At 62.1% G+C, this 25,448-nt stretch carries 21 protein-coding genes; 10 read left to right on the top strand and 11 right to left on the bottom strand.

Annotation, left to right across the window (positions count from 1 at the left end; all coding sequences use genetic code 11):
* The first annotated feature begins 127 nt into the window (after nucleotides 1-127).
* Nucleotides 128-1,498 carry a TIGR03808 family TAT-translocated repetitive protein gene (locus BLV09_RS12310; protein WP_146687480.1) on the top strand — a complete coding sequence of 457 codons (1,371 nt, stop codon included), beginning with the start codon at nucleotides 128-130 and terminating at the stop codon, nucleotides 1,496-1,498.
* 27 nt (nucleotides 1,499-1,525) lie between these two features.
* On the opposite strand, the gene BLV09_RS12315 is transcribed toward BLV09_RS12310, so the two are convergent.
* The 5 genes from BLV09_RS12315 to BLV09_RS12335 form a co-directional block, all read right to left on the bottom strand.
* On the bottom strand, nucleotides 1,526-2,608 hold the full coding sequence (locus BLV09_RS12315) for an IS630 family transposase (RefSeq protein WP_100381355.1): 1,083 nt from the start codon (nucleotides 2,606-2,608) through the stop codon (nucleotides 1,526-1,528).
* Between the two features lie 87 nt (nucleotides 2,609-2,695).
* Complete coding sequence (locus BLV09_RS12320) at nucleotides 2,696-3,244, bottom strand: TIGR03809 family protein (RefSeq protein WP_146687481.1); 549 nt, start codon at nucleotides 3,242-3,244, stop codon at nucleotides 2,696-2,698.
* A gap of 444 nt (nucleotides 3,245-3,688) precedes the next feature.
* Complete coding sequence (locus BLV09_RS12325; RefSeq protein ID WP_146687482.1) at nucleotides 3,689-5,416, bottom strand: S8 family serine peptidase; 1,728 nt, start codon at nucleotides 5,414-5,416, stop codon at nucleotides 3,689-3,691.
* Nucleotides 5,417-5,465: 49 nt separating this feature from the next.
* On the bottom strand, nucleotides 5,466-6,170 hold the full coding sequence (locus BLV09_RS12330) for a hypothetical protein (RefSeq protein WP_100380789.1): 705 nt from the start codon (nucleotides 6,168-6,170) through the stop codon (nucleotides 5,466-5,468).
* On the bottom strand, nucleotides 6,167-6,736 hold the full coding sequence (locus tag BLV09_RS12335; RefSeq protein WP_100380788.1) for a sigma-70 family RNA polymerase sigma factor: 570 nt from the start codon (nucleotides 6,734-6,736) through the stop codon (nucleotides 6,167-6,169). The genes BLV09_RS12330 and BLV09_RS12335 overlap by 4 nt, the downstream gene beginning before the upstream one ends.
* Nucleotides 6,737-7,191: 455 nt before the next feature.
* Here BLV09_RS12335 and BLV09_RS12340 point away from each other — a divergent pair, with 455 nt between their 5' ends.
* Together BLV09_RS12340 and BLV09_RS12345 are read left to right on the top strand one after the other, a co-directional pair.
* Nucleotides 7,192-8,343 (top strand): GGDEF domain-containing protein, encoded by a 1,152-nt coding sequence (locus BLV09_RS12340; RefSeq protein WP_146691089.1) that lies wholly within the window; start codon nucleotides 7,192-7,194, stop codon nucleotides 8,341-8,343.
* Nucleotides 8,344-8,410: 67 nt separating this feature from the next.
* Nucleotides 8,411-9,517 (top strand): DUF2336 domain-containing protein, encoded by a 1,107-nt coding sequence (locus BLV09_RS12345; RefSeq protein ID WP_100380786.1) that lies wholly within the window; start codon nucleotides 8,411-8,413, stop codon nucleotides 9,515-9,517.
* A 37-nt stretch (nucleotides 9,518-9,554) separates the two neighbouring features.
* Here the strand turns inward: BLV09_RS12345 and BLV09_RS12350 are convergent, their stop codons facing one another.
* On the bottom strand, nucleotides 9,555-10,193 hold the full coding sequence (locus BLV09_RS12350; RefSeq protein ID WP_100380785.1) for an NrsF family protein: 639 nt from the start codon (nucleotides 10,191-10,193) through the stop codon (nucleotides 9,555-9,557).
* Nucleotides 10,194-10,195: 2 nt separating this feature from the next.
* On the bottom strand, nucleotides 10,196-10,741 hold the full coding sequence (locus BLV09_RS12355) for a sigma-70 family RNA polymerase sigma factor (RefSeq protein WP_100380784.1): 546 nt from the start codon (nucleotides 10,739-10,741) through the stop codon (nucleotides 10,196-10,198).
* Between the two features lie 367 nt (nucleotides 10,742-11,108).
* On the opposite strand from BLV09_RS12355, the gene BLV09_RS12360 reads away from it, so the two are divergent.
* Both BLV09_RS12360 and BLV09_RS12365 read left to right on the top strand, forming a co-directional pair.
* The gene (locus BLV09_RS12360) at nucleotides 11,109-11,750 is read left to right on the top strand and encodes a hypothetical protein (protein ID WP_146687483.1); all 642 of its coding nucleotides are present in this window, start codon (nucleotides 11,109-11,111) and stop codon (nucleotides 11,748-11,750) included.
* A gap of 136 nt (nucleotides 11,751-11,886) precedes the next feature.
* Nucleotides 11,887-12,666: an enoyl-CoA hydratase gene (locus BLV09_RS12365; RefSeq protein WP_146687484.1), complete on the top strand. Its 780-nt coding sequence runs from the start codon at nucleotides 11,887-11,889 to the stop codon at nucleotides 12,664-12,666.
* 16 nt (nucleotides 12,667-12,682) lie between these two features.
* Here BLV09_RS12365 and BLV09_RS12370 read toward each other — a convergent pair whose 3' ends face one another.
* Nucleotides 12,683-14,545: an acetyl-CoA hydrolase/transferase C-terminal domain-containing protein gene (locus BLV09_RS12370; protein WP_100380781.1), complete on the bottom strand. Its 1,863-nt coding sequence runs from the start codon at nucleotides 14,543-14,545 to the stop codon at nucleotides 12,683-12,685.
* 280 nt (nucleotides 14,546-14,825) lie between these two features.
* Between BLV09_RS12370 and BLV09_RS12375 the strand changes: the two genes are divergently transcribed.
* From BLV09_RS12375 to BLV09_RS12385, 3 genes are read left to right on the top strand one after another with little or no spacing between them, the layout of a single operon-like run.
* Nucleotides 14,826-16,220 (top strand): TolC family outer membrane protein, encoded by a 1,395-nt coding sequence (locus BLV09_RS12375; RefSeq protein ID WP_433994392.1) that lies wholly within the window; start codon nucleotides 14,826-14,828, stop codon nucleotides 16,218-16,220.
* 20 nt (nucleotides 16,221-16,240) lie between these two features.
* Complete coding sequence (locus BLV09_RS12380) at nucleotides 16,241-16,789, top strand: hypothetical protein (RefSeq protein ID WP_146687486.1); 549 nt, start codon at nucleotides 16,241-16,243, stop codon at nucleotides 16,787-16,789.
* Between the two features lie 45 nt (nucleotides 16,790-16,834).
* Nucleotides 16,835-17,800 (top strand): amidohydrolase family protein, encoded by a 966-nt coding sequence (locus BLV09_RS12385; RefSeq protein ID WP_146687487.1) that lies wholly within the window; start codon nucleotides 16,835-16,837, stop codon nucleotides 17,798-17,800.
* A 14-nt stretch (nucleotides 17,801-17,814) separates the two neighbouring features.
* On the opposite strand, the gene BLV09_RS12390 is transcribed toward BLV09_RS12385, so the two are convergent.
* Both BLV09_RS12390 and BLV09_RS12395 read right to left on the bottom strand, forming a co-directional pair.
* The gene (locus tag BLV09_RS12390) at nucleotides 17,815-20,937 is read right to left on the bottom strand and encodes an efflux RND transporter permease subunit (protein ID WP_100380779.1); all 3,123 of its coding nucleotides are present in this window, start codon (nucleotides 20,935-20,937) and stop codon (nucleotides 17,815-17,817) included.
* 65 nt (nucleotides 20,938-21,002) lie between these two features.
* Complete coding sequence (locus BLV09_RS12395; protein WP_146687488.1) at nucleotides 21,003-22,247, bottom strand: efflux RND transporter periplasmic adaptor subunit; 1,245 nt, start codon at nucleotides 22,245-22,247, stop codon at nucleotides 21,003-21,005.
* A 325-nt stretch (nucleotides 22,248-22,572) separates the two neighbouring features.
* Between BLV09_RS12395 and BLV09_RS12400 the strand changes: the two genes are divergently transcribed.
* Nucleotides 22,573-22,809 (top strand): hypothetical protein, encoded by a 237-nt coding sequence (locus BLV09_RS12400; RefSeq protein ID WP_146687489.1) that lies wholly within the window; start codon nucleotides 22,573-22,575, stop codon nucleotides 22,807-22,809.
* A 24-nt stretch (nucleotides 22,810-22,833) separates the two neighbouring features.
* Here the strand turns inward: BLV09_RS12400 and BLV09_RS12405 are convergent, their stop codons facing one another.
* Complete coding sequence (locus tag BLV09_RS12405) at nucleotides 22,834-24,234, bottom strand: CoA transferase (RefSeq protein ID WP_146687490.1); 1,401 nt, start codon at nucleotides 24,232-24,234, stop codon at nucleotides 22,834-22,836.
* Between the two features lie 114 nt (nucleotides 24,235-24,348).
* On the opposite strand from BLV09_RS12405, the gene BLV09_RS12410 reads away from it, so the two are divergent.
* Nucleotides 24,349-24,636: a hypothetical protein gene (locus BLV09_RS12410; protein ID WP_100386736.1), complete on the top strand. Its 288-nt coding sequence runs from the start codon at nucleotides 24,349-24,351 to the stop codon at nucleotides 24,634-24,636.
* Nucleotides 24,637-25,448: the final 812 nt, after the last annotated feature.

Consider the following 25,448-nt stretch of genomic DNA (forward strand, 5'->3'; position numbering starts at 1 on the left):
GTAAAAATTTAACCCTACCCTCAACAATCCGCCTTTCCTGCCCTCGCCTTTACGACGCCAGGCCGCATTTCTGCGTTACTTCAACGTCACGGCCACGCCTCTCGCGTCGCCGCCGGAAAGCGCGATCATGGACGTCAACCGCCGCCATCTCATCGGGGCATCCGTTACCGGCGTCGCGGGCGCGTTAGCGATCTCGCCGGATGCCGCGCACGCAGCGCCGCTGACATCTGTGCTTGGACGTGACGCCACCCAGTATGGCGTCCGGCCCGGTAATCCCGACGATCAGACCCGCACCTTGCAGCGCGCGATCGATGAAGCCACGCGCGCGCAGATGCCGCTCGCATTGCCGCCGGGCGTCTATCGCACCGGCATGCTCCATCTTCAGAACGGCACCCAGCTTGTCGGCGTGCGCGGCGCCACCAAGCTCGTCTTCAACGGCGGCGCGTCGATGCTTTTGGGCGAAGGCGCTGGAAGTGTAGGCCTGACCGGCCTGACACTCGATGGCGGCGGCGTTCCGCTGCCGCCCCGGCGCGGCCTGGTGCATTGCCTCGGCGGACGCGACATCCGCATTGTCGATTGCGAGATCACAGGCAGCGGCGGAGCCGGCGTCTGGTTCGAGCAGGTTTCGGGCGACGTCAGCGGCAATATCATCACCCATACAGCCTCCACCGCCATCGTCTCATTCGACGCGCAGGGACTCTCGGTTTCGCGCAACACCATTGTCGGTACCAGCGACAACGGCATCGAAATTCTGCGTACCGCCATTGGAGACGACGGCACGCTGGTGGCGGACAACCGCATCGAGGACATCAAGGCCGGCCCCGGCGGCTCCGGACAATACGGCAATGCCATCAACGCATTTCGCGCCGGCAACGTCATCGTGCGCGGCAATCGCATCCGCAACTGCGACTATTCGGCCGTGCGCGGCAATTCGGCTTCCAACATCCAGATCACGGGCAACAGCGTCAGCGACGTTCGCGAAGTGGCGCTGTATTCCGAATTTTCGTTCGAGGGTGCCGTGATCGCCAACAACACCGTGGATGGCGCAGCGTTCGGCGTCTCCGTCTGCAATTTCAACGAGGGCGGACGCCTTGCGGTGGTCCAGGGCAATCTCATCCGCAATCTGTTGCCGAAGCGGCCGATCGGCACCGCGCCCGATGATGACGCTGGCGTCGGTATCTATGTCGAGGCCGACAGTTCGGTCACCGGCAATGTAATCGAGAATGCGCCGTCATTCGGGATCATCACCGGCTGGGGCAAATATCTGCGCGACGTCGTGATATCCGGCAACGTGATCCGCAAAGCCTTCGTCGGCATCGGCGTATCCGTGGCCTCGGGCGCGGGCACGGTGCTCGTGAACACCAATGTGATTTCAGAAACCCCGCGGGGAGCCGTAGTGGGACTCGATCGCGCGCGTCCGATCACTCCCGATCTCGCCGCCGACGGCGCACCACGCTTTGCGCAGGTCGTGATCGGCACCAACGCGGTGAGAAGCTAGTGTCCTGAACCAAAAGTTCGTGGCATTTTAGACCTTAGCCGGCGAATTGTAAGCGCAGAAGCGTTCGATCGAGCTGAGAATGTCGTCGGCTGATTTGGTCCATCGGAACGGCCTCGGGTCGGCATTGTGATGTTCGATGAATGACGTGATCTCGGCACGTAGCGCCGCCACGCTGCGATAGATGCCGCGCCTGATCTTGCGCTCGGTGATGAGTGCGAAGAAGCGTTCGAGCTGATTGAGCCAGGATGAACTGGTCGGCGTCAGGTGAACGTGCCAGCGCGGCCTCTTGGCCAACCAGTTGCGGATCAGCGGCGTTTTGTGGGTTGCGTAATTGTCCATGACGAGATGAACGTCCAGATCGTCTGGAACAGCGGCTTCGATCTCATCGAGAAACTTGCGGAACTCCTTGGCGCGATGGCGTCCATAGCACTTGCCGATGATCCGGCCGGTTGCGATGTCGAGGGCGGCAAACAGGGATGTGGTGCCATGGCGCTTGTAGTCGTGACTATGGCGCGCCGGCTGGCCGGGTCGCATGGGCAGCATGGGCTGGCTACGATCCAGGGCCTGGATCTGCGACTTCTCATCGACGCACAGCACGATGGCGCGCTCGGGCGGCGCCACGTAGAGGCCGACGACATCGCGAACCTTGGCGACGAAATCAGGGTCGGTTGAGAGTTTGAAAGTCTCCAGCCGGTGCGGTTGCAGGCCGAAGGCGCGCCATATCCGCTGTACCGTGGAGACTGACAGCCCACAGGCCCGAGCCATGCCGCGCGAACTCCAATGGGTGGCGTCGGCGGGCTTGGTCTCAAGGGTGCGGACGATCACCGCCTCGATCCGGGTATCCTCGATGGTGCGCGGCGTCCCCGATCGCGGCTCGTCCCAAAGACCTTCAAGCCGATGCTCGGCGAAGCGCCGCCGCCACTTGCCAACCGTGTCGGGATCAACACCCAGGCGGGCCGCCACAACCTTACTCTGCTCGCCGTCGGCACAGGCCAAGACGATCCGGGCTCGTAGCGCCAAGGCCTGCGCCGTGCTTCGGCGTGAGGCCAGCGACGTCAACTCAGCGCGTTCCACCTCATCCAACTCCAGCGGAGCAAAGCGTCGACCCATCGCCAATCCTCCCCAAAATCTGGAGAGTCCGCTATCATCGAGTCGATTTAGAGTCCGCCGAACTTCTGATTCAGGACACTAGCCTCGTTACAGCGTATGGCGCAGCAACGGATAGCGTTCCTGTATTCGGGCGATATCGAGCAAGACCTGCGATGCGGTGTCCAGGGCAACGTCTGAGGTCGGAGACAGGTCCGGTTCGAAGGCCGCCAGATCAATCGCTGGCACGGAAGGCGCTTCGTTCGAAGAAGCATGCAGCGAAACGCCGATGGCTTGAGAAACCGCGGCAAGAACCGATCGTGATATCTCGGCTGAAACGGGCGCGGGCTGCGGCGAGAGCGCGCGAATCCGGCGCGACAGTCCATCGGCGCGCGGCAGCGGCGTCACTCTGGTGCGGCCAAGCCAGGAGATGTCGATCTCGATATTTTCCCGCGAAGCCTCCCGTCGGAGCAAATCGCGCCACGTTTCCACGGCGGCCTTCGCTTCCTGAATGTTTTCGAGAAAAGCGCGTTCGCTGTGATAACGGCGCCAGCGGCCGGTTTCGAACAATTCCGTGAGATGTTCCAGCCGCTTCTCGGCCAGGTTGCACCAGCGCGCGACAATCTCGCGGCCCCGTGCCACGTCCGGTCGGTGTGTCATACATTAGCCCGTAAGAGGAGAACGGACGCAGACGCAACCGAACCGAATCAATTGGACGTGACAGGTATATTCTGTGGAAAACTTTTCCTTTGTCCAGTGAGTGACATTGGTCCGCGTCGGCGATCGGCAAAAAGTCGGGGAAATGCGGAGGTTGCCCGCGCGTTCACGGTCAAGCCGCCCCGGCCGCATGGCGGTCCCGCGTCCGGCCCTACCGAAAATCGTAGTCTGATTTTGCGGTAAACGGCCACCAAAATGAAAGACCCGTCCGGGGGGACAACCGGACGGGTCAAGCTATATGGGCGCTGGGGTGGATGGGCGCTCGCGCCGGATACAGCCTATGGGGAGGGATTACCGCTCCCACATAATTTGTGTCGCGGGAGGCTGCCGGCACGTTCAAAGGTTCAGCGGATTTTTTTCTCCCTGGCAGGGAGCTTCGCCGGCCAATTATTGCGCCGCAGGACGACCGGCTTCGCCGACCGCCGGCTTGTCCGCCGCTATCGCTGGCTGATTCAGCGCCCTGGTCGCGGGAACACTTTGTGGGTCCAAGGTTTTTTCCGTGGTGACTTTTTCGGTGGCGGGTTTATCGGAAGCCGCCGCAACCGACGGCGCCTGCGTATTCGCCACAGCGATGACTGCCGCATAGGCATCAGCCTCGCCGGCGCCGAACAGGTCATCCCGCCCTGGTGTGCCCAGATCGTGTGCGGTTTTCGTCAGGATCCCGCGCACTTCTTCCGGCTTCAAGGCCGGGTTCCGTTCCAGCACCAAGGCTGCGAGGCCGCTGATATAAGCGGCGGAGAACGAGGTGCCTGACGTCATCTGATATTTGTCATCGGGCGCCGGCAGGAAGATATCGACGCCGGGAGCCGCAACCGCGATATAGCCGCCGCGGTTCGACGCCGAAAAAAGCTTGTCCTGGGCATCGGTGGCGCTGACGGCAATCACGTCTGCATTGGCGGCCGGGTAAAGCGGCGGAGATTTCGGTCCTGCGTTGCCGGCGGCGGCAACCATCACAATGCCCTTTGCCGCCACTGCTGCGATGCCACGCTCGATCAGCGCGTCCTTCGGACCGGCAAAACTCATATTGATGATCTGCGCGCCATGTCCAGCCGCATAGTCGAGGCCCTTCAGGATGATGAAGGAAGTACTCTCCGCACCATTCGCGGCCACGCCGAAAGCACGGATCGCCAAAATCTTCGCGGCCGGCGCGCTTCCCATCAACCGCGCATGCGCAACGATCGCCCCCGCAATGCCGGTGCCGTGGGGGTGCGGGCCTTCCTTGCTGCCGAGGGCATCGAAGGAGTCCGCGATCGCGTTTGTCAGTTCAGGATGTTTGACGTCGATTCCGGAATCGATCACGGCGACCCTGACATTGGCGCCGTGCACGAGCGTATGCGCCTCGGGCAACCGGAGTTTCGCCAGCGCGTATTGCGCGGGATCGCCCTCGGTCAGTGCTGCCTTTTGGTCCTGCAGGACATAACGGAAATTCGGCTGTACCGAGCGAACGCTCGCGTCGGTGGCGAGTTCGCGGCTCGCGGTCTCAACCGAGCGGCGATCGGTGACGCGGAACAGGCCGATGGTGCCGCCGATCAACGGGAAATTCTGCGATTGCAGGCGCGCCAGACCGTGACGCCGTGCCAGCTCATCGGCCTGCGCATCGGATAGCGTCCCGTCGATCTCGGCCACGATTTGATTGGGGATGGTACGCAAATTGAGCGCCGCTTGCGGCGCACCGCGGCGAGGATCGCCTCCCCTCCCTCTCGCCGTCGCACCTGCGCCGCCATCGGCCAGCGAAACCGGCTGATCCCAGCACGCCGCATCGCCGCCGACGTCGTCGCAAACCGGATAAAGGTTGGGCGAATAGTGCAGATACGGAAGCGTCGATCGCACGCCGATCCGCGGCACCGATCTCATTGAGGAGATCCTTGCACCGGCGCCGGGCGTGCCCCTGCCGACATTTGTCACCACTCTGCCGGCGATGTTGGGGTTGACCCGCGGCGCAATGTTCGAATTGATCCTCGGAAGCCGTGGTCCGATATTGAGGTTCGGCGAGCGCATGATGCTTTGCGCGTGAACCATCGAACCGCCGAGACACGCTAACAGCACTACTGCAGAAGCCGTCAGCGCCGCGACGGCACGCGCCTTCATCCGCCAATTGGCACAATTGTGCGTCATGAGACCTCGGTATGCGTCAGTGAAATGTTCTGGCGCGAAACCGTCGTGGCTACGGTGTAGCCACCGCGAGACCGACGATCTTTTCGCCTTGCAGTCTGCTCATCAGACCGGCAACTTCCTGCTTCGACATCGCCCGATTGCCGAATTGCAACCGAAACAGGCCGCCCGGCGTGTCGATGATCGACGCATGATAGCTGTCGAGCAGTGCCGTGATATCGGCGACCCGGGCATCCGGCGCGAACCGCACCAGCGCGCGCGGCGGCGTCTCCGGCCCCACTGACCGGATGATGGGTTCGTTCTGGCTCAGCGACGCGGTCTGGAAAGACGCCTGCTGCTGGTTCTTCACCAGCACCGCGCCGATCACACCCGCCTGCAGCAATAGCGCCAGCGCACCGAGACCGGCCGACCAGGCCAGCGTACGTGGCGAGAGCCGGGCGAAAAACCCGGCGATCCTGGCCGAGAGATTGAGCGACATCGACGGTTTGCGTGGCGGCTCGCCGTCGATGGCGACAAAAAGCTTCTGCATGGCGCGCGCGGACGGTGCGCCGAGGCTTTCATTGAGACCGATGGTCTCGGCATATTCTTCCTGGATCGCGGCATATTGCTTCGCGAGTCCGGGATCGCGCGCGAGCGCTTCTTCCACGCGCTTGGCGTCGCGCGCGTTCAGCGTGCCGGCTGCATGCCATGGCAACAGCATTTCTGTTTCACCGGGCTCATGGGGCTCTTGCTGCAGCATTTTTTTCATTGCCATCATGGCCAGCCTCGTTCCACGCCGGCTGCCTTCAGCAGTTCGGCAAGTTTTTTGCGTGCATAAAACAGGCGCGTCTTCACGGTGTTTTCCGGAATGCCGACGATTTCAGCCACCTCTTCCACTGATTTCTCGTGGTAGTAGACAAGATCGACGATCTCCCGGTGATCCGGCGAAAGTGAGCTCAGGCACTTGCGCAACGCTTGACTGGTATCCTTCTTCTGCACCGTCACTTCGGGATCGTCGGACGTATCCTCGATCGCGTTGGCGGCTTCGTCTTCCAGCTCAAGGTCCTTCCTGCGGCGTAGCGCGGAAAGGGCCTTGAATCGCGTAATCGCCAGCAACCAGGTGGAAACGGCGGATCGGCCTTCGAACTTGCCGGCCTGGCGCCACACATCAAGAAAGACCTCGCTGATGAGGTCCTCCGCGATCTGTTCGTCCCGCACGAGACGAATCCCAAAGCGGAACACCCTGACATGGTGCCTTCCGTACAGCACCTGCATGGCGAGCCGGTCGCCTTGAGCGATCCGAGCGATCAGGACGTCATCCGAAGCCGCCTGTGTCGCACTCAATGGCCGTCTCGCAAGGTTGGTCGGAGTGGGCTGCCGGGTGGTTCGATGGAAAAGGCAAGATTCTTGAAATTATCGCAACAGCGCGACTTCACCTGTGAGGTACCGCACAAGAGGCAGGAAAAAAGCGCCCGCCGAAGCCTCGAGTCCGATCGCAATGCAAAATCCGGTATCATAATACAGTATTACTTTCTTTACGTCTCGGCAATTCATGGCCGACCTTACCAAGGGTTCCTTACCAAGGCTTGGTCCGCAACACAGCATTTGCACGGCGCGACCGCCTGGACCGGCCCGCGCCAGGCGAACCTCCCCCTCCGCGCGACCCTGATCCGGCAAATTTCCATTATGAAACAAGGGTAATTACGGACTCTTAGCCGGGAATTTGGGGCCCAAAGATACCAAACCTAAAGGCTTTACCTTTTAGATTTTGGAACTTGAGTTCCATCAACGGCAAGGTCATGGGCACCGCTGCGTCCGCGTTCCTGAATCCAATTTCGGCCGAACTGGACGGCGTCGGCCCCACAAAGCCGACGGCAGAGGCACTGTCGCGCCGCGCCAGGCAGCGCCGGCAAATTCTGGGAATGGTCGGCGTCAGCTATGTCATCGATGCCATTGTCCTGCTGATCTACAGCCAGGCCGGCACAATCCCGGCGGCGATCGGCCCGGCCTATGCCGCGTGCGGTCTCTTCACCGTCGCATGCAATATCGTGCTGTCGGAAGCCGGATTCACCGAGCGCTTCAAGGATCATTATTTCGTCACGCCGCAGGCCATCGTCGGCATGACAATCCTGCTGGCCTTCACCTACATCGCGCCGCAGGTCGGGGTGATGTTTCTCTGCAGCCTGTTCGTCGTCTTCAACTTCTCCTCGCTGTGCTCGACGCCGCGGCAGATGGCCGTGGTCTGGACCACGATGGCGTTCGGCGTCGCCGGGCTGTTCCTGCTCACCGACAAGCCGATCTCGATGCCGCACGGCAGCTATCTGGAGCGCGTTGCGACGATGTCGGTATTCGTCCTTACCGTCGGGCGCTGCATGTTTCTCGGGATGTTCTCGAACTCGATGCGCCAATCGCTTTACAAGAGCGGCCTCAAGCTCAAGGAAGCCTACCGGCGCATCGAAGAGCTTGCCGAACTCGACGAACTCACAGGTTCGTACAACCGCCGTTGCATCATGCGGATGCTGGATGAAGAGATTTCCCGCGCCCGCCGCCTCAAGACGCCCTGCTCGATCGCGTTGATCGATCTCGACTGGTTCAAGCGCATCAACGATGCCTACGGCCATCCCACCGGCGATGAAGTTCTGCGAACGTTCGCGATCACCATGTTCGCGAACATCCGCAGCATCGACAGGTTCGGCCGTTATGGTGGCGAGGAATTCCTGCTGGTGCTTCCCGATACGCACACCGAAGGCGCCGTGCACAATCTCGAAAGGCTGCGCGAGATCATTGCCGATCTCGACTGGAGCGCATTCTCGCCCGGCATGCAGGTGACGATTTCCGCGGGCGTCACAACGCTCAAACCGGACGAGACGTCGGATACATTTCTCGCGCGCGCCGACAGCGCGCTCTACATAGCCAAGGCACGGGGACGCGACCGCATCGCCAGCGCCTGATTCAACTATTTCTATTTCGGAACGAAGAAACCGTTGCCGGCCAATATGAATACTCCAGGATAGAGTCATGAATTTGAAAATCGCCTCCAGTCCCGAAAACCTGCTCGACGAGCTGCAGGCCACGCTCGCACACGGGACCGTTGCGCGCCGGGTCGAGACCCTGCGTCGTGTGACCGACCTTTTTATCAACGGCGCGGTCGATTATTCGGATGAACAGATCGGACTGTTCGACGACGTCTTCCAATGCCTGATCCTGCACATCGAGACTTCAGCCAAGGCACTGCTCGCCAACCGCCTCGCTCCGATCGACACCGCGCCGCCGCGGATCATTCGCACCCTGGCGTTCGACGACCTCATCGAGGTCGCGGCTCCCGTGCTGACGCAATCGGAGCGGCTCGACGACGAAACGTTGATCGAGACCGCGCGCACCAAAAGCCAGGCGCATCTGATGGCGATTTCGAAACGAAGGGTGTTGAGTGACGCGGTGACCGACGTGCTGGTGCTGCGCGGCAACGACGAGGTAATCCAGAGCACCGTCAACAATCCGGGCGCGGAATTCTCCGAGCGCGGCTTTACCCGGCTGGTCAACCGTGCCGAGGGAGACGACAACCTCGCGACCTGCCTCGGCCTGCGACCGGCCATTCCGAGGCACCTTTATCTCAAGCTGCTCGCAAAGGCCTCGGACACGGTGCGCGCGCGTCTTGAGTCGGCAAACCCGCAACAGGCCGGCGAGGTGCCGACTGCGGTGCGCGAGGCAACGCGACGGGCGCGCTCAGCCTCTGCAGCCATGAGCCAGGAAACCGCCATCGCGCACGCGCTCGTCAAATCCCTCTACGAGGAAGGCCGGCTCGACGAGCACCAAGTGGAGGCGTTTGCCGCGGCCGGCAAATTCGACGAGGCTAACGCCGCAATCGCAGCGCTCGCCAATGTTTCGGTGTTGGTCGCGGAAAACATGATGGTCGAAACCCGCGCCGAGGGCGTGATGATCCTGGCAAAAGTCTCGGGAATGTCGTGGGCGACCGTCAGGGCGATCATCAACATGCGCGACGATCTGTCGGGCATGGATCCGACCGATCTCGAGGCTTGCAAGGCGACCTACGAACGGCTGCGGCCTTCAACGGCGCAGCAGGTGCTGCGTTTCCACCGCATGCAGCAAACGGCGCCGGCGGCATAGGCCTTCCACTCCCGCAGGGAAAGGTGAATCCACGGCGTTAAAACCGCAGCACGCGCGAGCCCGCGAACGCACCGACGGCCGCGACCAGCGCGGTCGCGATGCTGTACCAGGTCGCGACGAACAGCGGCGAATCGTCGGTGCAGTGCGACGCGTAGAGCGTCGCCGCCAATCCCGCCGACAACATTCCGGCGATCGCGCCCGCGAGTGCCGGCCGTGTCGGCGCACCGTGACGCAGGCCGACCAGCGCTCCCGCCAGCAACGGCAACGAGATCAGCGGAATCGCCGTCATGCAAACCCGCGAATTGTGGCCGACCAATCGCGTCATCATCGGCAACCGTTGCGGCAACATCATCTCGCCCCCGATCCCGGCGACAAGAATTCCGGCCGGAATCAACAGCAGTAACGCCCAGCCGCGCAGCGAGGCTTCCGGCCGCGACAAATGCAGACTGACGGTGATCGCCGAGATCGCCAGCGCCAGCGTCACCACAAACTTCAGGTCGAAGAACGGATTATGCATTGCGGTCCTGACGTCCGGCCGCACCCCGAGTATTGCGAGAAATATCGCGATCGATACCGGCGCCGCGGCGAGCAACGTCAACGCCAGCACAGATCCAACAGGCTGCGCGCGTTGCGCGTTGTCGGCGGCGAGGGTTCGAATGAGCTGGTCGGTTTCCATGGTTATTGTTCCCGCAATTTGGCGGTAAGGCTGGTCAGCCCGCGATGCAGCGCGACACGCACCGCGCCCTCGCTCATCGCGAATTTTGCCGCCGTATCCTTGATCGATGCGCTGTCGACGGCGATCGACTGCAGAACCTCGCGCTGACGGGCCGGAAGAGATTGAAGCTGAACAGCGACCTCATTTGCCGGAACGGTCTCGGCTGCGGGCTCGCTTGGGATCGTCTCGGCGAAATCGTCGATGTTGACGAAAATCCGCCGGCCACGGCGGCGCAGTGCATCGATCAGCTTGTTGCGGGCAATCGCAAACAGCCATGGCGCGAACGGCGCGCCGGCATCCCAGGTATGCCGCTTCAGGTGCACCGCGAGCAAAATGTCCTGCACGATATCCTCGGATTGGTCGACCGGCTGCCCAGCCCGGGCCAGACCGCGGCGCGCCGCAGCCCTCAACACCGGCGTCACGGCCTTGAGCAGACGATGATACGCAGCACTGTCGCCTGAAATGGCCAGCCGCATCAGGCCGGTCCATTCGTCTTCACGTTCGCGCACGTGCGCTCCCACACTGCAATTCGGTCGATCTTTCAATTTGTTACGCCCGCAGACGCCAATCACGAAGTCGTGATGATCGTCATCGGAAGCCCGCGGGGATCGTCGGCTTCACTCAGGGAATCGCGGCCAGGAAGTTCTGTCGCCGAAGGCTCATAACATCGAACGGTCCGGCTGGCACCCTTGGCGGCACCGCACGAGGTTTTGCGGAGAGATTCCGTGAACGGCTCCGCTCAAAATGCCCGCCGGGCAAAGGGGTCGCCCTGTTTTCGCCCGGACTCGCGCGAAGATTCCCTTTTTTTGCCCCGCTGCGGACATGCCATGGGGTCTCTTTTCGCCGCCAAGGGCTGGCAATCGGGGAGATAGCCACATGACCATCAAAGCCAGCGGGCGCTCGGCATTGATCCTCGCAACAGGGTTCTGGATTTGCTTCGCCGGGCCGTCGCAAGCCGCGAGCGCCGACGATGCGGACAATACAGCGGCGCCTGTTGCCAAACACAGCTCGCATCACGGGAAAAAATACGCGCATCAAAGTTCCGACAAGGCGTCGCTGAAATCCTCCGACAGCAAAAAATCTGCCGATTCCGATGACAGCGACAATTCGACCGCGGTCCAGTCTTCGCAAATGCCGGCATCCGTCGCCAACGCCAACGCGCAATTGGCGGCCGACACCCCGGTGGCCGGCAGCGCCAAGGCGATGACCGAACGCGCCAACAACATCGTGCAGGCTGCGCCGGATGCAACGGCCGATATACAGGCCGCGGCAGGAACGCCAGTCGTTGCCGCCGACCAGCTCAATGATGTCGACCGCGCCCTGCACGAAGCCGCGCCGCCCGCGACGCCGGTAGCGATGGCCGCCGCTGACGCGCCTGTAACGCCTGCAACCGCCCCTGTCGCGGCAGCGAGCAATGAAAGTTCCGCCTGGGATCAGACCTCGCTGATCGGGAAGATCTTCATCGGCTTTGGTGCGCTGCTGACCGTGGCCTCCGCCGCGCGCATGTTCATAGCCTGACATATAAGCATCATCCGAGGACGCGCGCCCGATCGGGTGCGTGCCTCCGGGTGACGATCTGCTCAAATCCCCCCACTTGAAGCCCATCCCGCCAGCGGGCACAGTGCCCGCAAGGTAAGGCTGCGCGGGGTGGATCATGAGCACTTTTGAACACATCATTGTCGAGAGCCAAGGCGCGGTCGGCCTTATCAAGCTCAATCGCCCGAAAATGCTCAATGCGCTGTCCTTTGGCGTATTCAGGGAGATCGCCGCCGCGATCGACGATCTCGAGGCGGACGACAAAATCGGCTGCATCGTGCTGACCGGCAGCGAAAAAGCTTTCGCCGCGGGCGCCGACATCAAGGAAATGCAGCCGAAGACCTTCATCGATATGTTCTCCAGCGATTTCACCGCGATCGGCGGCGATCGCGTCGCCAACTGCCGGAAACCGACCATCGCCGCCGTCAGCGGCTATGCGCTGGGCGGCGGCTGCGAACTGGCGATGATGTGCGACATCATTATCGCCGCCGACACGGCGAAATTCGGCCAGCCTGAAATCACGCTCGGCACCATTCCCGGCATCGGCGGAACCCAGCGACTGACGCGCGCGATCGGCAAATCCAAGGCGATGGACCTGTGCCTGACCGGCCGGATGATGGACGCCGCCGAGGCGGAGCGATCGGGGCTTGTGAGCCGCGTTGTGCCTGCGGACAAGCTGATGGAAGAAGCGCTGGCCGCGGCGGAAAAAATCGCCGCGATGTCGCATCCCGCAGCCGCGATGGCAAAAGAAGCCATCAACCGCGCCTTTGAGACACCGCTGTCGGAGGGCATGAACGTCGAACGCAATTTGTTTCATTCCACCTTTGCGCTCGAGGATCGCTCCGAAGGCATGGCGGCGTTCATCGAGAAGCGCAAACCGGTGAACAAGAACAGGTAGATCAAGCGGTCTTTCGTTAGCTCGCCTTGCTCCTCGCCAGCGCGGCGCTGACCAGCGCGCGATAGGCGCGCTCGGACCACGTCGCGGGTCGATCGAGCCCGAGCCTCGCCAGGCACTCCTGATCGGAAGCATCCACCGTGCGGGTCAATCCCTGCCACAACAATCCGGGCAGACTTTTTGGCGTGCGTTGCGCATCCTGGAGAACCTGCAAAGCCGGAATCAACCGCTGCTCGACGTCGGTGAAATCGCTGCCGAATGGAAACGATGGCAGCAAACCGGCCTCACGCGCGGGCTTTAGCGCAGCTGCGATTTTCTCGGGGCGATTGTCGCGATAGGCGACCGGGATTTCAAAATTCTTCGGCAGCTTGCCGGCATCCTTGGCCTGGCGCATCAGACCGTCTTGAAAGCGGGAATCGGTCACCTGCAGCATCGCCGCGATCACCTCGGCGTCGGATTTTCCCCTGATATCGGCAACACCGTATTCGGTGACGACGACGTCGCGCAGATGCCGGGGAATGGTCTCGTGACCATAGGTCCAGCGGATGTTCGATTGGGTTTTGGCGCCGGCCTGCCGCGTTGCTTCCACCGTGAGAATCGAGCGCGCACCCGGCAACGCGAAGGCCTGCGCCACGAAATTATACTGGCCACCGACGCCACTGACGACCTGGCCGTCCTCGAGGCCGTCGGAAATCGCAGCGCCCATCAAGGTGGCCATCATCGCATTGTTGACGAAACGGGCGTCGACGCGGGCGCGCCGCTTGGTGTCTTCGTCGCCATAGAGCTCGTTGGTGAAGGATACCGGCATCATCTGGATTCGCGCGATCTGGTCAGGCGTCATCTCGCGCAGCGCGCGGTAGAATGACTTTGGCCCGAGAAAAAATGCGCCGTGCAGCACCACGCCGTCGACCTCGCGCTTGAGCACGCCGGCGTCGATCAGGCCGAGAAACGCCTCGAACAACATTTCGCTGACGCCGTAGAGGCCCTTTTCAAAGGAGCCGGTTTGCGGATCCGACGGCTGGTCCGCGGCGGGCGCGAGCCGTTTCATGATCGTGTGAAACTGGGCGTTGTCGTGATGACGGACGATCAATCCCTGCGCCAGCGCGTCGCCGACCTGCCCGATGCCGATCTGAAGCGTGCCGCCGTCACGCACGAGGCCAGCGGTGTGAAGACCGATGGCGTATTTGGTGTCGGTGATCGGCTCGGAGGGCGGCGCAAACAGGGGAAATTCGTTCGCCGGCCCCTCGAGCACCGCACTGAATTGCTCCGCCGGCACATCACCCGCACCCGGCATGAACGGCAGTTCGGAATTGACCTGGCCGATCAGTCTGAACGAGGCGCGCCCTTCCGAGCGGGCGCGCAAAACGTCGAGCGTAGTGTCGGTGTTACAGCTCAGACTGTAGTGCGTGACGCCGTCAACCACGCGCTTCGCCACCAGTTGCGTGACGACATTGAGCCCTCGCGCCAGCAGATAGGACGAGGCGTGGGTATAGTTCGCGGAAATGTAATGTTGCTGCGCAAACGGCACATGCAGCCATTTTCCCGCCAGAAAGAAAAACTCGATCACCTGGACATTGGGTGGCAGCTCGCCCGCATGCAGCGCATCGGCATAGGCAAGATCAGGATAGCCGCCGAACAGGCGATCAATCACCGGGGTAATGAAACGTCGCTCCAGCAGGTTTGCCGGCTTCGGCTTTTCCAGCGTCAGTGCGGAAAAGAAGGTCAGGTTGATTCTGCGGTCGGCGACGGCGCGCGCGTAGAGCGCATTGACGATGTGATTTGCCTTGCCGAGCCCGAGCGGCAGCCCGACCACCAGATTGTTGCCGACGTCACGGACGATATCCTCCGCGATGAGGTCGGGGTCGGAAAATATTTTCGGCATTAAATGCAAGCCCGGGCGAAATGGGACAGGCAACGCCCGGAATCGGACGCCAATCGCCGGCAGCTATAGCTTATTTTCGCCAGATATTCGTCTGTGACGAACCGGCAACAGCACAAGACGGAATTCACAGGCTTTTTTGTCGCCGGCGGTTTGCCAGTGGCGGTCACGCCCTCTAAACGGGTAAACCTGTCGGTGGCTGTCGGCGGGGGCGGACGGCCGGGGTTGGTTACGGAATCAGATGGTTGGGCGTGCCGCTACAGTAGGCCACGTGGGAAGGCGCATGCTTCGATCGGGCATCTGCCTTGGCGTCGTCACCTGCCTTGCAACCTGCCTCGGCCTCCCCGCGTCCACAGCCCAGGCCGAAAGCCTCGCTGAGGCTTTGGTGAAAGCCTATCAGACCAATCCGCAGCTCAGTGCCGAACGGGCGCGGCAGCGCGCCACTGACGAGAACGTGCCGCAGGCGATGGCGGGCTATCGGCCCCAGATCATTGCCAGCCTGAGCGTCGGCCTGCAGGCGGTGCGCAACCTGCTGCCGGATAACACGATTCAATCCGCGACCCTGAAGCCCTGGGTCATCGGGGTGACGGTAACCCAGACATTGTTCAACGGCTTCAAGACCGCAAACAGCGTTCGCGTGGCGGAATTGCAGGTGCAATCCGGCCGCGAGGCCCTGCGCAATGTCGGTCAGGGCGTGCTGCTCGACGCCGTCACCGCTTATAGCAATGTGCTCGCCAATCAATCGCTGGTCGAGGCGCAACGCACCAACGTCGCATTCCTGCGCGAGACATTGGAAATCACCCAAAGACGTCTCAAGGCCGGCGATGTGACGCCGACCGATACCGCGCAGGCGGAGGCCCGCCTGAGCCGGGGACTTGCCGATCTCAACGCCGCCGAAGTCAATCTTGCGGTCAGCCAGGCGACCTACACCCAGGTTATCGGTAATCCTCCCGCTCAGTTGCGGCCGGCCGAAACCGTAGACCGGTATCTGCCGCACAGTCGCGATGAGGCTACCACGTTTGCGACCAAGGAGAATCCCGCGGTTGTCGCCGCCGGCTTCGATGTCGACGTCGCCTCGACCAGCATTCGCGTCGCCGAGAGCAGCCTGATGCCGACCGTTACCCTGCAAGGTAACGTCAGCCACAGCGCCGACGACGATTCGACGCTGAGCACCTTCAGGACCGATCAGGCATCGGTGGTCGGCCAGATCAACGCGCCGATTTACGATGGTGGCACCGGAGCGTCGCAGACCCGGCAGGCCAAGGAAGTGGCGGCCCAAAGCCGGCTGGTGCTCGATCAGGTCCGCAGCCAGGCGCGGACCGCCGCCGTTGGCGCCTGGGTCGCCAATGAAGGCGCCAAGATCGCGGTGACGGCATCGGAATCCGAAGTGCGCGCGGCAACAGTGGCGCTGCAGGGCGTGCAGAAGGAAGCACAGGGCGGACAGCGCACCACCGTCGATGTCTTGAACTCGGAAGCGGACCTGATCTCGGCAAAAGCGCGGCTGATCGGCGCCCAGCGCGATCGGGTGATCGCATCCTATACCCTGCTCAGCGCGATCGGCCGGCTCGACGTCAAGACGCTCGGGTTGAATACCCCGGATTATCTGCCCGAAGTGCACTACCATCAGGTGCGCGATGCGTGGGAAGGACTTCGCACGCGCACACCGTCCGGTCAGTAGCCTGCGGAGGGCGGGATGCGATGAAGTTCTGCCGCATTCACATCATGGGAGCCTCGGGATCTGGCGTCACGAGTCTTGGCCGCGCGTCGGCCGATATCTTGGCGACCCCGCATCACGATACGGATGACTATTTCTGGCAGCCCACAACACCGCCCTATCGCGACAAGCGCGAAATCGCCGATCGCCTGCGGCTGATGCACGAGATGTTTTTGGCGCGCGCGGATTGGGTGCTGAGCGGATCGCTCGAAGGCTGGGGCGATCCAATCGTCCCCTATTTCGACCTCGTGGTTTTCATTGCGACACCGTGGCCGGTACGCCTGCAGCGCTTGCGCGCCCGCGAAGCCACGCACTTCGGCGCTGAGTCAGTGGCACCAGGCGGATGGCGGCACACCGAGACCGAAGAATTCATTGAATGGGCATCGCACTATGACGACGGCGATCGCGAGGGCCGCAGCCTGGCAAAACATCAGGCATGGCTTGCCGCCCTGCCCTGTCGTATTCTCCGTCTCGATGGATCGCGACCGTTAGCCGAACTGGTCGCGGAAGTCCGCGGCGTTATACTCACCTAGGACGCACGCGGTGAAAACAATAATAGAAAACCAGGGAGTGAGCCGATGTTCACCAGACGCAGTGTTGTTCTCGCCTCCGTCGCGGCCAGCGTGATGATGTCGAACCGAAACGCACGCGCCACGGCGTCGCAGCCGTCAACCCCGGTGAATTTCGACGTTCCCGCCGGGGCCACCGACTGCCACACCCACATCCACGGCGACCCCACGAAGTTTCCGTTCTTTCCGGGCCGCGTCTATACGCCGGAACTGGCATCACCGGAGGAAATGTCGGCGCTGCATAAGGCACTGCATATCGAGCGCGTGGTCATCGTCACGCCGAGCGTCTATGGCCCCGACAATTCCGCCACGCTGTTCGGCATGAAGGCGCGGGGCGCGACCGCGCGCGGGGTTGCGGTGATCGACGACAAGACGCCCGAAAGCGACCTCGATGCGATGAACCAGGCGGGCTTTCGCGGCATCCGGCTCAACCTCGCAACCGGCGGCACCAGCGACCCGAACGTCGGTCGGCAGCGTTTTCAGACCGCGGTCGACCGCGTCAAGAGCCGTAACTGGCACGTCCAGATGTTCACGAGTCTGGCGATGATCAGCGCGATCAAGGATCTCGTTGCGGCTTCGCCGGTGCCGGTTGTGTTCGATCATTTCGGCGGCGCGCTTGGCGAGCTTGGCCCGGAGCAGCCGGGCTTTGCGGACCTGCTCGAACTGGTGCGCTCGGGCAAGGCCTATGTGAAAATCTCCGGGGCCTATCGGGCTTCAAAACTGGCGCCCGATTATCCCGACGTGGTGCCGCTGGCCCGTGCGCTGATCGCCGCGAATTCCGATCGGATCGTCTGGGGAAGCGATTGGCCGCACCCCAATTCGACCACGCCACCCGGCAAGAAGCCGACCGATCTCACGCCGCTGTTCCAGATCGATGACGGCCGGCTGTTCAATCAGCTTCCGGTATGGGCGCCCGATGCCGCGATCCGCAAGAAGATCCTGGTCGACAATCCGGCAGGACTTTACGGGTTCTGAGCGACCTCGCCGCGCTATCGCGCCCGGCGCGAGAACAACGAGATCAGCACCGGCAGCGTCACCAGGATGACCAGCGGCGCCAGCATCATGCCGGTCACCACCACGACCGCGAGCGGTTTTTGCACCTGCGATCCGATGCCGGCCGACAGCGCCGCGGGCAACAGTCCGACGCCTGCAACCACGCAGGTCATCAGCACCGGGCGAAGCTGCAGTTCGCCGGTGCGGATCACGGCGCTGATGCGGTCGAAACCTTCGTCGATCAGTTGATTGTACTGCGACAGGATGATGATGCCGTCCATCACGGCGATACCAAACAGCGCGATAAACCCGATCGCGGCGGAAACGCTGAAGGGAATACCGGTCAGCAATAGTCCAAGCACGCCGCCGAAGATCGCCATCGGAATCACGCTCATGGCGAGCAGCGTGTCGACCATCGAGCCGAAATTGAACCACAGCAATATCGCGATCAGCGCAAGGCTGATCGGCACCACGATCGACAGCCGCTTGATAGCATCCTGCAAATTGCCGAATTCGCCGACCCATTCGATCCGCGATCCCGGCGGCAGCTTGACCTGCTCGGCGACTTTTTCCTGCGCTTCCCTGATCGCGCCGCCGAGGTCACGCTCGCGCACCGAGAACTTGATCGGCAGATAGCGCTCCTGCTGCTCGCGATAAATATAGGCCGCGCCTGAAACCAGCTTGATCGAGGCTACTTCGCTCAGCGGCACCTGCGTAATGGTCCCGTTCGGCCCGGGTGCACCGATCCGCAAGTTCTGGATCGCTTCGGCACTCTTGCGATATTCCGGAGACAGCCGGACGATGATCGGAAAATGCCGGTCGCTGCCGGGCTCGTAGAGATCGCCCGCGGTGTCGCCACCGATCGCGACCTTGATGGTGGCGTTGATATCGCCGGGAGCCAGCCCATATCGGGCGGCCTTGGCGCGATCAATGTCGATCTGGATGGTGGGTTGACCAAGCGACGTGAACACCGCGAGATCGGTAATGCCCTGCACGGTGGCAAGAACCGCCTTGATCTTGTTGGCGGTGTCGGTGAGCGTCTGCAGATCATTGCCGTAGAGCTTGATCGAGTTCTCACCCTTCACGCCCGACACCGCTTCGGAGACGTTGTCCTGCAGGTACTGCGAGAAATTGAACTCGACGCCGGGAAACTTGTCCTGCAATTTCGCCAGCATCTGGCCGGTGAGTTCATCCTTGTCGTGGGTCCCCGGCCACTCACTGGCCGGCTTCAGCGGCGCAAAGAATTCCGCGTTGAAAAATCCGGCCGCGTCGGTGCCGTCGTCGGGACGGCCGTGCTGCGACACGACGGATTCAACCTCGGGGAAACTGCGGATCAGCTTGCGCATCTCGTTGACATAGGCGTTGCCCGTCTCCAGCGAGATGGTCGGCGGCAGCGTTGCGCGGATCCAGAGATTGCCCTCCTCGAGCTTGGGCAGAAACTCCAGCCCCAGCAATCGGCCGAATACAACGGTCATGACGACGAGCCCGATCGCGCCGGCCACGACCAGCTTCCGATTGCCAACGGCCCAGTTCAACACCGGCACGTAAAGCCGATGCAGGACCGCCATGATCCAGGTCTCGGTTTCATGCACATGCGACGGCAAGACGATCGCACTCAGCGCCGGCGTGACCGTAAACGTCGCAAGCAGACCGCCCGCGAGTGCATAGGCATAGGTGCGGGCCATCGGGCCGAAAATATTGCCTTCGACGCCGCTCAGCGTGAACAGCGGCAGGAACGCTGCGATGATGATCGCTGCGGCAAAGAAGATCGACCGTGACACGTCAGCGGCGGCCGAGAGGATGGCGTGGCTCTTCATGCCCATCGCGGTGTCGGTCGAGATATGGCTTTGCTCGGCCTCCGAAAGGGCCGTGGTCTGCGTCAGCCTGCGGAAGATCGCTTCCACCATGATCACGGTGGCGTCCACGATCAGTCCGAAGTCGATGGCGCCGACCGATAATAGATTGGCGGATTCGCCGCGCAGCACCAGGATGATGACGGCGAAGAACAGCGCGAACGGAATCGTGGCGCCTACGATCAGCGCGCTGCGCAGATCGCCGAGGAAAATCCACTGCAGGAGCACGATCAGCAGAATGCCGACCACCATGTTGTGCAGCACGGTCGCGGTCGTGATGTCGATCAGGTCCTTGCGGTCGTAGATGCGCTCGATCCGCACACCCGGCGGCAGGATGCTGGAATTGTTGATCGTGGCGACCACGTCCTCGACGCGACGAATGGTCGGTGAGCTTTGCTCGCCGCGCCGCATCAGCACGATGCCTTGGACGATGTCATCGTCGTTATCGAGGCCTGCAATGCCGAGCCGCGGCCGTTCGCCAACGGTCACCGTTGCGACGTCCTTGACCAGAACGGGATTGCCCCCGCTCTGCGACACCATGGTGTTGGCGAGATCGTCGATCGAGCGGATCAGACCGACGCCGCGCACGACCGCGGATTGCGTGCCGATATTGACGGTATTGCCGCCGACATTGATGTTGGAGTTGCTGACGGCCTGCAACAATTGCGGCAGCGTCAGGCCGTTGGCGACCAGCTTGTTGAAATCGACCTGTATCTCGTAGGTCTTGGTCTTGCCGCCCCAGCCGGTCACGTCGATAACGCCCGGCACCGCGCGAAAGCGGCGCTCCAGCACCCAATCCTGCAGCGTCTTCAGGTCGAGCACGCTGTAATTCGGCGGCCCCTTCAGCCGGTAGCGGTAGATTTCACCGATGGCGCTCAGCGGTGAAATCTGGGGCTGCACGTTGCCGGGCAGCGGCGCCAGTTGCGACAGGCGGTTCAACACCTGCTGCAATGCTTCGTCATAGGTGTAATCAAACGAAAATTGTAGTTTGACGTCCGACAGGCCGTACAGCGAAATGGTGCGGATCGTTTGCAGGTTCTTGATGCCCGAGACCTGGGTCTCGAGCGGGATGGTGATATAGCGCTCGATCTCTTCCGCCGACAAACCCGGGCTTTGCGTCACGACGTCGACCATCGGCGGCGTCGGATCGGGATAGGCTTCGATGTTGAGCTGCTTGAACGCGATCAGGCCACCGACGATCACGGCGACGAACAGGCCCACCATCAAATAGCGGCGGTTGACTGCAATGGCGACGAGACGATCCATTCAGACCGGGGCTTTCAATGCGCTGCGGGGAGGACTGGCGTTCCGAATGCGAGGCGGATCATGCTCTAGGTACCCGACGCTGCGCGGTCAATGAACAGGCTGCCCTTTGTAACAATCTGCTCACCGGGCTTCAAATTACCTTCGACCTCCACGAGATCACCATTAGTAAGGCCGGTCTTGATCTGGCGGAGCTCGATCGACTTGTCCTCGTGCGCGACCCAGACCCGGACCTGATCGCCCTCGTAGATCAGCGCCTGCTTGGGCACGCCGACGGCGGAACGATCGCCGCCCGAATAGATCGTCACATTCGCAAACATTTCCGGCTTCAATAGACCGTCCTTGTTGTCCACCGTCGCACGAACCAGCAACCGGCGGGTCGAGGGATCGATGGCGGCGGACACATAATCGACGTGCGCCACGAAGGGATGCGCCGGCAGCGCCAGGACGCTGAAGGAGAGCTCCTGCCCCACGGAGACGATCGAGGCATCGGTTTCGCGGACAAAGGCGATCAGCCAGACCGTGGAGAGATCGCCGATCACATAGACCGGATCGCTGGCGCCGGAGTTGATGTATTGGCCGGGTCCGATCTTCCGCTGCACCACCGTGCCCGCGATCGGCGAGAACACGGTGGTGTTCGGATCGATGCTGCCCTTCTCCTGAAAGGCTGCAATGGCGGCGTCACTGAGTCCCAGAATTTTCAATTTATTGCGCGCGGCCTCAAGTGCCGTTTGCGACGAACGCAGATCGTTCTGCGCCTGGATCAGCGTGGCCTGCGACTGCTGATAATCCTTCAGCGGAACCGCCTTGCCCTCGAACAAATCCTTGGCCCGCGTGTCCTGCAGTTGCGCAAGATCGAGCGCCGATTTTGCCTTGTTCAGGCCGGTCATGGCCGTGATGAAATCGTTCTGCGCCTGCACGGTATCGGCGGCTTCGATCACGAACAAAGGCTGCCTTTGGGTGACATGGTCGCCCGCCTTGGCCAAGAGCCTGATGACCCGGCCGGTGTAAGGCGAGAACACCGGCGTCGAGCGATCCTCATCGACGGCGATCTTGCCTTCGGTGGCGTGCTCCGCCCGGAAGATACGCTCCGTCACGGGCTCGATCGTCAGGGTCGCCCACTCGGCCGGAGTCGGCGTATAGCGTGACGCCCCCTTGCGGGATTGGCTCGACATCTCGGAATTCTGCTTCGCTGCCCCGCCGATATGCATAAAGCCGTAAAGAGCGCCGCCGACGAGCACCAGCAAGGCCGCGCCAACGACCAGCGGTTTTCGGTTAAGCGGCTGTAATTGCTTGTCAAATTCTGGCGGCATGGATCCGGGTCATATCAGCGATGATTCTGGCAGCGACGGCCTCATCGCTACGCTAATAGTGCCCATTTGATGTTTCAAACAAACTAAAAACGCCGATGCCTCAGCGTTTTGCGTTAAAATTTCGAAAGGCAGCGCGACCTCGGCGGCCTTCCACTGTCTCTGAGAACGCCCCCAAAGACCTTCGCCCACAAGAGCTTCCCCCACAAGACCTTGGCTACGACGGAAGCGCCATCTTGCCACCGACATTCCGGCCACTAATCAGCCGGCTTGAAATGAGACGCTGCTGAGGATGAACGGCTCCTCGTCAACCATTGGACCGATGGCCATGCGCAAGACCACGATTTTAGCAACCGCCGCGACGCTGCTGCTGTCACTGACATCGGCACCGGTGGTCGCGCAGGAGATCAATATATTGGGACCAGGAAAGGGCTGGAAGCTGCAGTCACAGCGCGGTCCGGAGGGACAGAACGTATATAGTTATGACTGCGCTGCGGATTTCGGGCGCGTCCCTCGTCATCGCGCCTCGCATGCAGCGAGACGAACGCGGATCGTCGGACGATAGCAACAGCCGGTGCGATGGTGATGGTCATCCTCGCGCCGGCCATTGCGGGGGGTGGCTACCGAGCGGCATCGCCGGACGGGCCCAGAAGGCCGGCGTTTTCGATAGCACCGCCGAGTGACGGACCGAGCGCAACGGACCGAAGCCCGACGGGATTTCTTCGATAAAGCGCTGCACCGTGTCGTCCTTCAAGTCAGGGGTTTTGAGGCCATCAACCACACGGCCCAGATTCCATAACCATCGTCCGGTCTGCGCCAGCGACACCCGAACATGCCAGCTACCGCCTTCGCGCGACTGGCGCGCCCGCGCCATCATCGCACCGAACGCCATCAGGTAGCCGGAGGCGTGATCGAGCAACTGTGCCGGCAATTCCTTCGGCCCATCGAGGCCAGCGGCCTGGCCTTCGGCGTGATTGAAACCGGTCGCGGTCTGCACCAGTGAATCGAACCCGCGGCGTTCCGCCCACGGCCCGGCATGGCCGTAAGCCGACAGCGACACGTAGACGATGCCGGGGCTGATACGCGCCGCGTCCTCCGGCGAAAAACCAAGCGCGGCGATCGAACGCGGACGATAGCCTTGCGAGAAAATATCGGCCTGCGCCAGCAGATCGCGAAGCACGCCCCGCCCCTGCTCGCTCTTGAGCTCGACAAAGCTTGTCAGCTTGCCGCGGCCGGTATCGATCGTGAGCCAGGGAATCGCCGGCAGATCCGGACCGGAGATCAGCATGACATCCGCGCCATGGGCGGCGAGCGTGCGGCCCGCAACGGGACCGGCGATCACGCGCGACAAATCCAGCACACGAATGCCTGCGAGCGGACGATCGCCCGCGGGCCAGGGCTTTGGCGCGGCCTCGCCGATTTTTTCGATCGAAAACGAAGGCAATTCCGCCAGCGCCTTGGCGTGCGGCAAAGCCGACCATTCGTCATGCGAGCGCATCATCGCGACCACGCAGCCGCCGGCATAGGCCGCGGTCTCGAATGCCTCGGCGTCCCATTGCATCAGCGCGGCCTGAACCTCGTCGCGCTCCGGCTTGCAGTTCAATACCTTGCAGACAGCGTCGCGGTGGTGCCTGAAATTGGTGTGCAGCCGCACAAAGCGCCGGTCGCGGGTCCTGTAGATACCGGCGATGGCATCCCACGTCGGGCCCGGAGGTTGACCATCGACGCGCAGATAGCGCTCGCTGCGGCATTCGACGAGAGCGTGACTCATGTCGACGGCGACATTCTGCGATTGCCCGCTGCGCGATTTCCAGATTTGCGCGGCAGCCAACCCCGTCGCGGCAATGCTGGCTTGCGCCCCGGCACCGACGCGAAACGTCGAGGGCAGTTGCGGCTCTTGCCCCGTCAGCGTGACGTCATCGAGCGCGGAGGAATCGCCTCCCGCGGAGGTCCAGATATCCGTGAGAATTTCCCTGGTATTTCGCGTCATCCTCACTCCTTGCCTAGAGCCTTTTGTTCTGACGTATTTTCTTTACGCGAAGCGGCAACACTTTGTTCGCAAACACGATAACCTAAGCTCTGCCCGACCATGAAAGGACTTGCAATGGCTGCGATCGATCCACTGACCGCCGGAGGCGTCTTGCTGGCGACGGCCGCGACCGACGCGGTCTACGTCATGTTCACTTCAGCCGTGGTCGCGCGCAAGCGCGTTCCCGCAGCGACGTGGAGCAGCGTATGGTACCTGCTCTCTTCCTATGCCGTGATCAGCTACACGGAAAACTGGGTCTATGTGGCCTTTGCGGCGATCGGTTCGTGGCTCGGCGCGTATGCATCGATCACATTCCTGCACCGGCCGCCCGGCGGCCCGCCGGTCGGGGCAGCGCCGGAGTAACGAAACTATTTTCAAAGAGCTGAGGATACGCGTCCGCACTCCCGCGGCGCGAAGCGCCCGAGTTGTGCAGGAAGCATGGCCCTCCGGTAGCAGAGGGCGCAGGGAATGCCGGGCGTCCGATGCACCCGCAGCCTCGCGTGCAATGAAAAAAGCACACGAGTGTAATCACCACAGGTTCACCGGTTTCATCCGGCATTCCCTGCGCGATGGTTTTAACGGCTTATTTCGCGCTCTCCCCGGTGACCGGGCTTTCTTGCCACCGTCATCGGTGTGATGCGAAGCGACATCACTTGCGTGATGCGCAGGCATCATCACCAACTTGACGCCAGCGTCGGGGCGTCAGGACCACACGACTTCGCCGTCCGCGTTAACACCGTCGTCAGCCCGCCGGTTCATCGCTCACGAGGTCAATGACGACCCGCCCTGCGTTGCCGTTGCGCGCCTGATGCTGCCGCGTCCACCGCATCCCGCGCCCTACGTCCGTGACGATCGCGATACGCCCCTCTGGCGGGTACGAGATGCGCGGGACATAGAGGTGATTTTACTTGAGACGAAAGCAAAAAATCTTGTGAAAGAGGGCTGGACACCCGACTCACCGGTTTGTGGAAAGTCGTTGATCCAGTCTGGCGTAGAGGGTGAACCAGTAAATTCAGAGTGGTCGGTGAACGTCCACTTTGGCGCGAATTCCCAGAAAGGTGCCAGGAACGGACTTTACGCCTTGAAAAATACGCTGCTGGCGCCTCGAAGCACAAAGTGACACGTCTTTAGGGGGATTGGGTGTCTTTGATGGTTTGCTGATTGCGCGTTGCCTC

Origin of the sequence: Bradyrhizobium canariense (assembly GCF_900105125.1) — a bacterium.
Taxonomy (GTDB): Bacteria; Pseudomonadota; Alphaproteobacteria; order Rhizobiales; family Xanthobacteraceae; genus Bradyrhizobium; species Bradyrhizobium canariense_A.

Coding starts and splice junctions, on each gene's coding strand:
- BLV09_RS12350 (WP_100380785.1), bottom strand. CDS start 10,193: ATGGAAACCGACCAGCTCATTCGAACCCTCGCCGCCGACAACGCGCAA.
- BLV09_RS12320 (WP_146687481.1), bottom strand. CDS start 3,244: ATGACACACCGACCGGACGTGGCACGGGGCCGCGAGATTGTCGCGCGC.
- BLV09_RS12330 (WP_100380789.1), bottom strand. CDS start 6,170: ATGATGGCAATGAAAAAAATGCTGCAGCAAGAGCCCCATGAGCCCGGT.
- BLV09_RS12410 (WP_100386736.1), top strand. CDS start 24,349: ATGGCTGCGATCGATCCACTGACCGCCGGAGGCGTCTTGCTGGCGACG.
- BLV09_RS12310 (WP_146687480.1), top strand. CDS start 128: ATGGACGTCAACCGCCGCCATCTCATCGGGGCATCCGTTACCGGCGTC.
- BLV09_RS12405 (WP_146687490.1), bottom strand. CDS start 24,234: ATGACGCGAAATACCAGGGAAATTCTCACGGATATCTGGACCTCCGCG.
- BLV09_RS12315 (WP_100381355.1), bottom strand. CDS start 2,608: ATGGGTCGACGCTTTGCTCCGCTGGAGTTGGATGAGGTGGAACGCGCT.
- BLV09_RS12365 (WP_146687484.1), top strand. CDS start 11,887: ATGAGCACTTTTGAACACATCATTGTCGAGAGCCAAGGCGCGGTCGGC.
- BLV09_RS12370 (WP_100380781.1), bottom strand. CDS start 14,545: ATGCCGAAAATATTTTCCGACCCCGACCTCATCGCGGAGGATATCGTC.
- BLV09_RS12340 (WP_146691089.1), top strand. CDS start 7,192: ATGGGCACCGCTGCGTCCGCGTTCCTGAATCCAATTTCGGCCGAACTG.
- BLV09_RS12375 (WP_433994392.1), top strand. CDS start 14,826: ATGCTTCGATCGGGCATCTGCCTTGGCGTCGTCACCTGCCTTGCAACC.
- BLV09_RS12360 (WP_146687483.1), top strand. CDS start 11,109: ATGACCATCAAAGCCAGCGGGCGCTCGGCATTGATCCTCGCAACAGGG.
- BLV09_RS12325 (WP_146687482.1), bottom strand. CDS start 5,416: ATGACGCACAATTGTGCCAATTGGCGGATGAAGGCGCGTGCCGTCGCG.
- BLV09_RS12345 (WP_100380786.1), top strand. CDS start 8,411: ATGAATTTGAAAATCGCCTCCAGTCCCGAAAACCTGCTCGACGAGCTG.
- BLV09_RS12380 (WP_146687486.1), top strand. CDS start 16,241: ATGAAGTTCTGCCGCATTCACATCATGGGAGCCTCGGGATCTGGCGTC.
- BLV09_RS12400 (WP_146687489.1), top strand. CDS start 22,573: ATGCGCAAGACCACGATTTTAGCAACCGCCGCGACGCTGCTGCTGTCA.
- BLV09_RS12390 (WP_100380779.1), bottom strand. CDS start 20,937: ATGGATCGTCTCGTCGCCATTGCAGTCAACCGCCGCTATTTGATGGTG.
- BLV09_RS12395 (WP_146687488.1), bottom strand. CDS start 22,247: ATGCCGCCAGAATTTGACAAGCAATTACAGCCGCTTAACCGAAAACCG.
- BLV09_RS12385 (WP_146687487.1), top strand. CDS start 16,835: ATGTTCACCAGACGCAGTGTTGTTCTCGCCTCCGTCGCGGCCAGCGTG.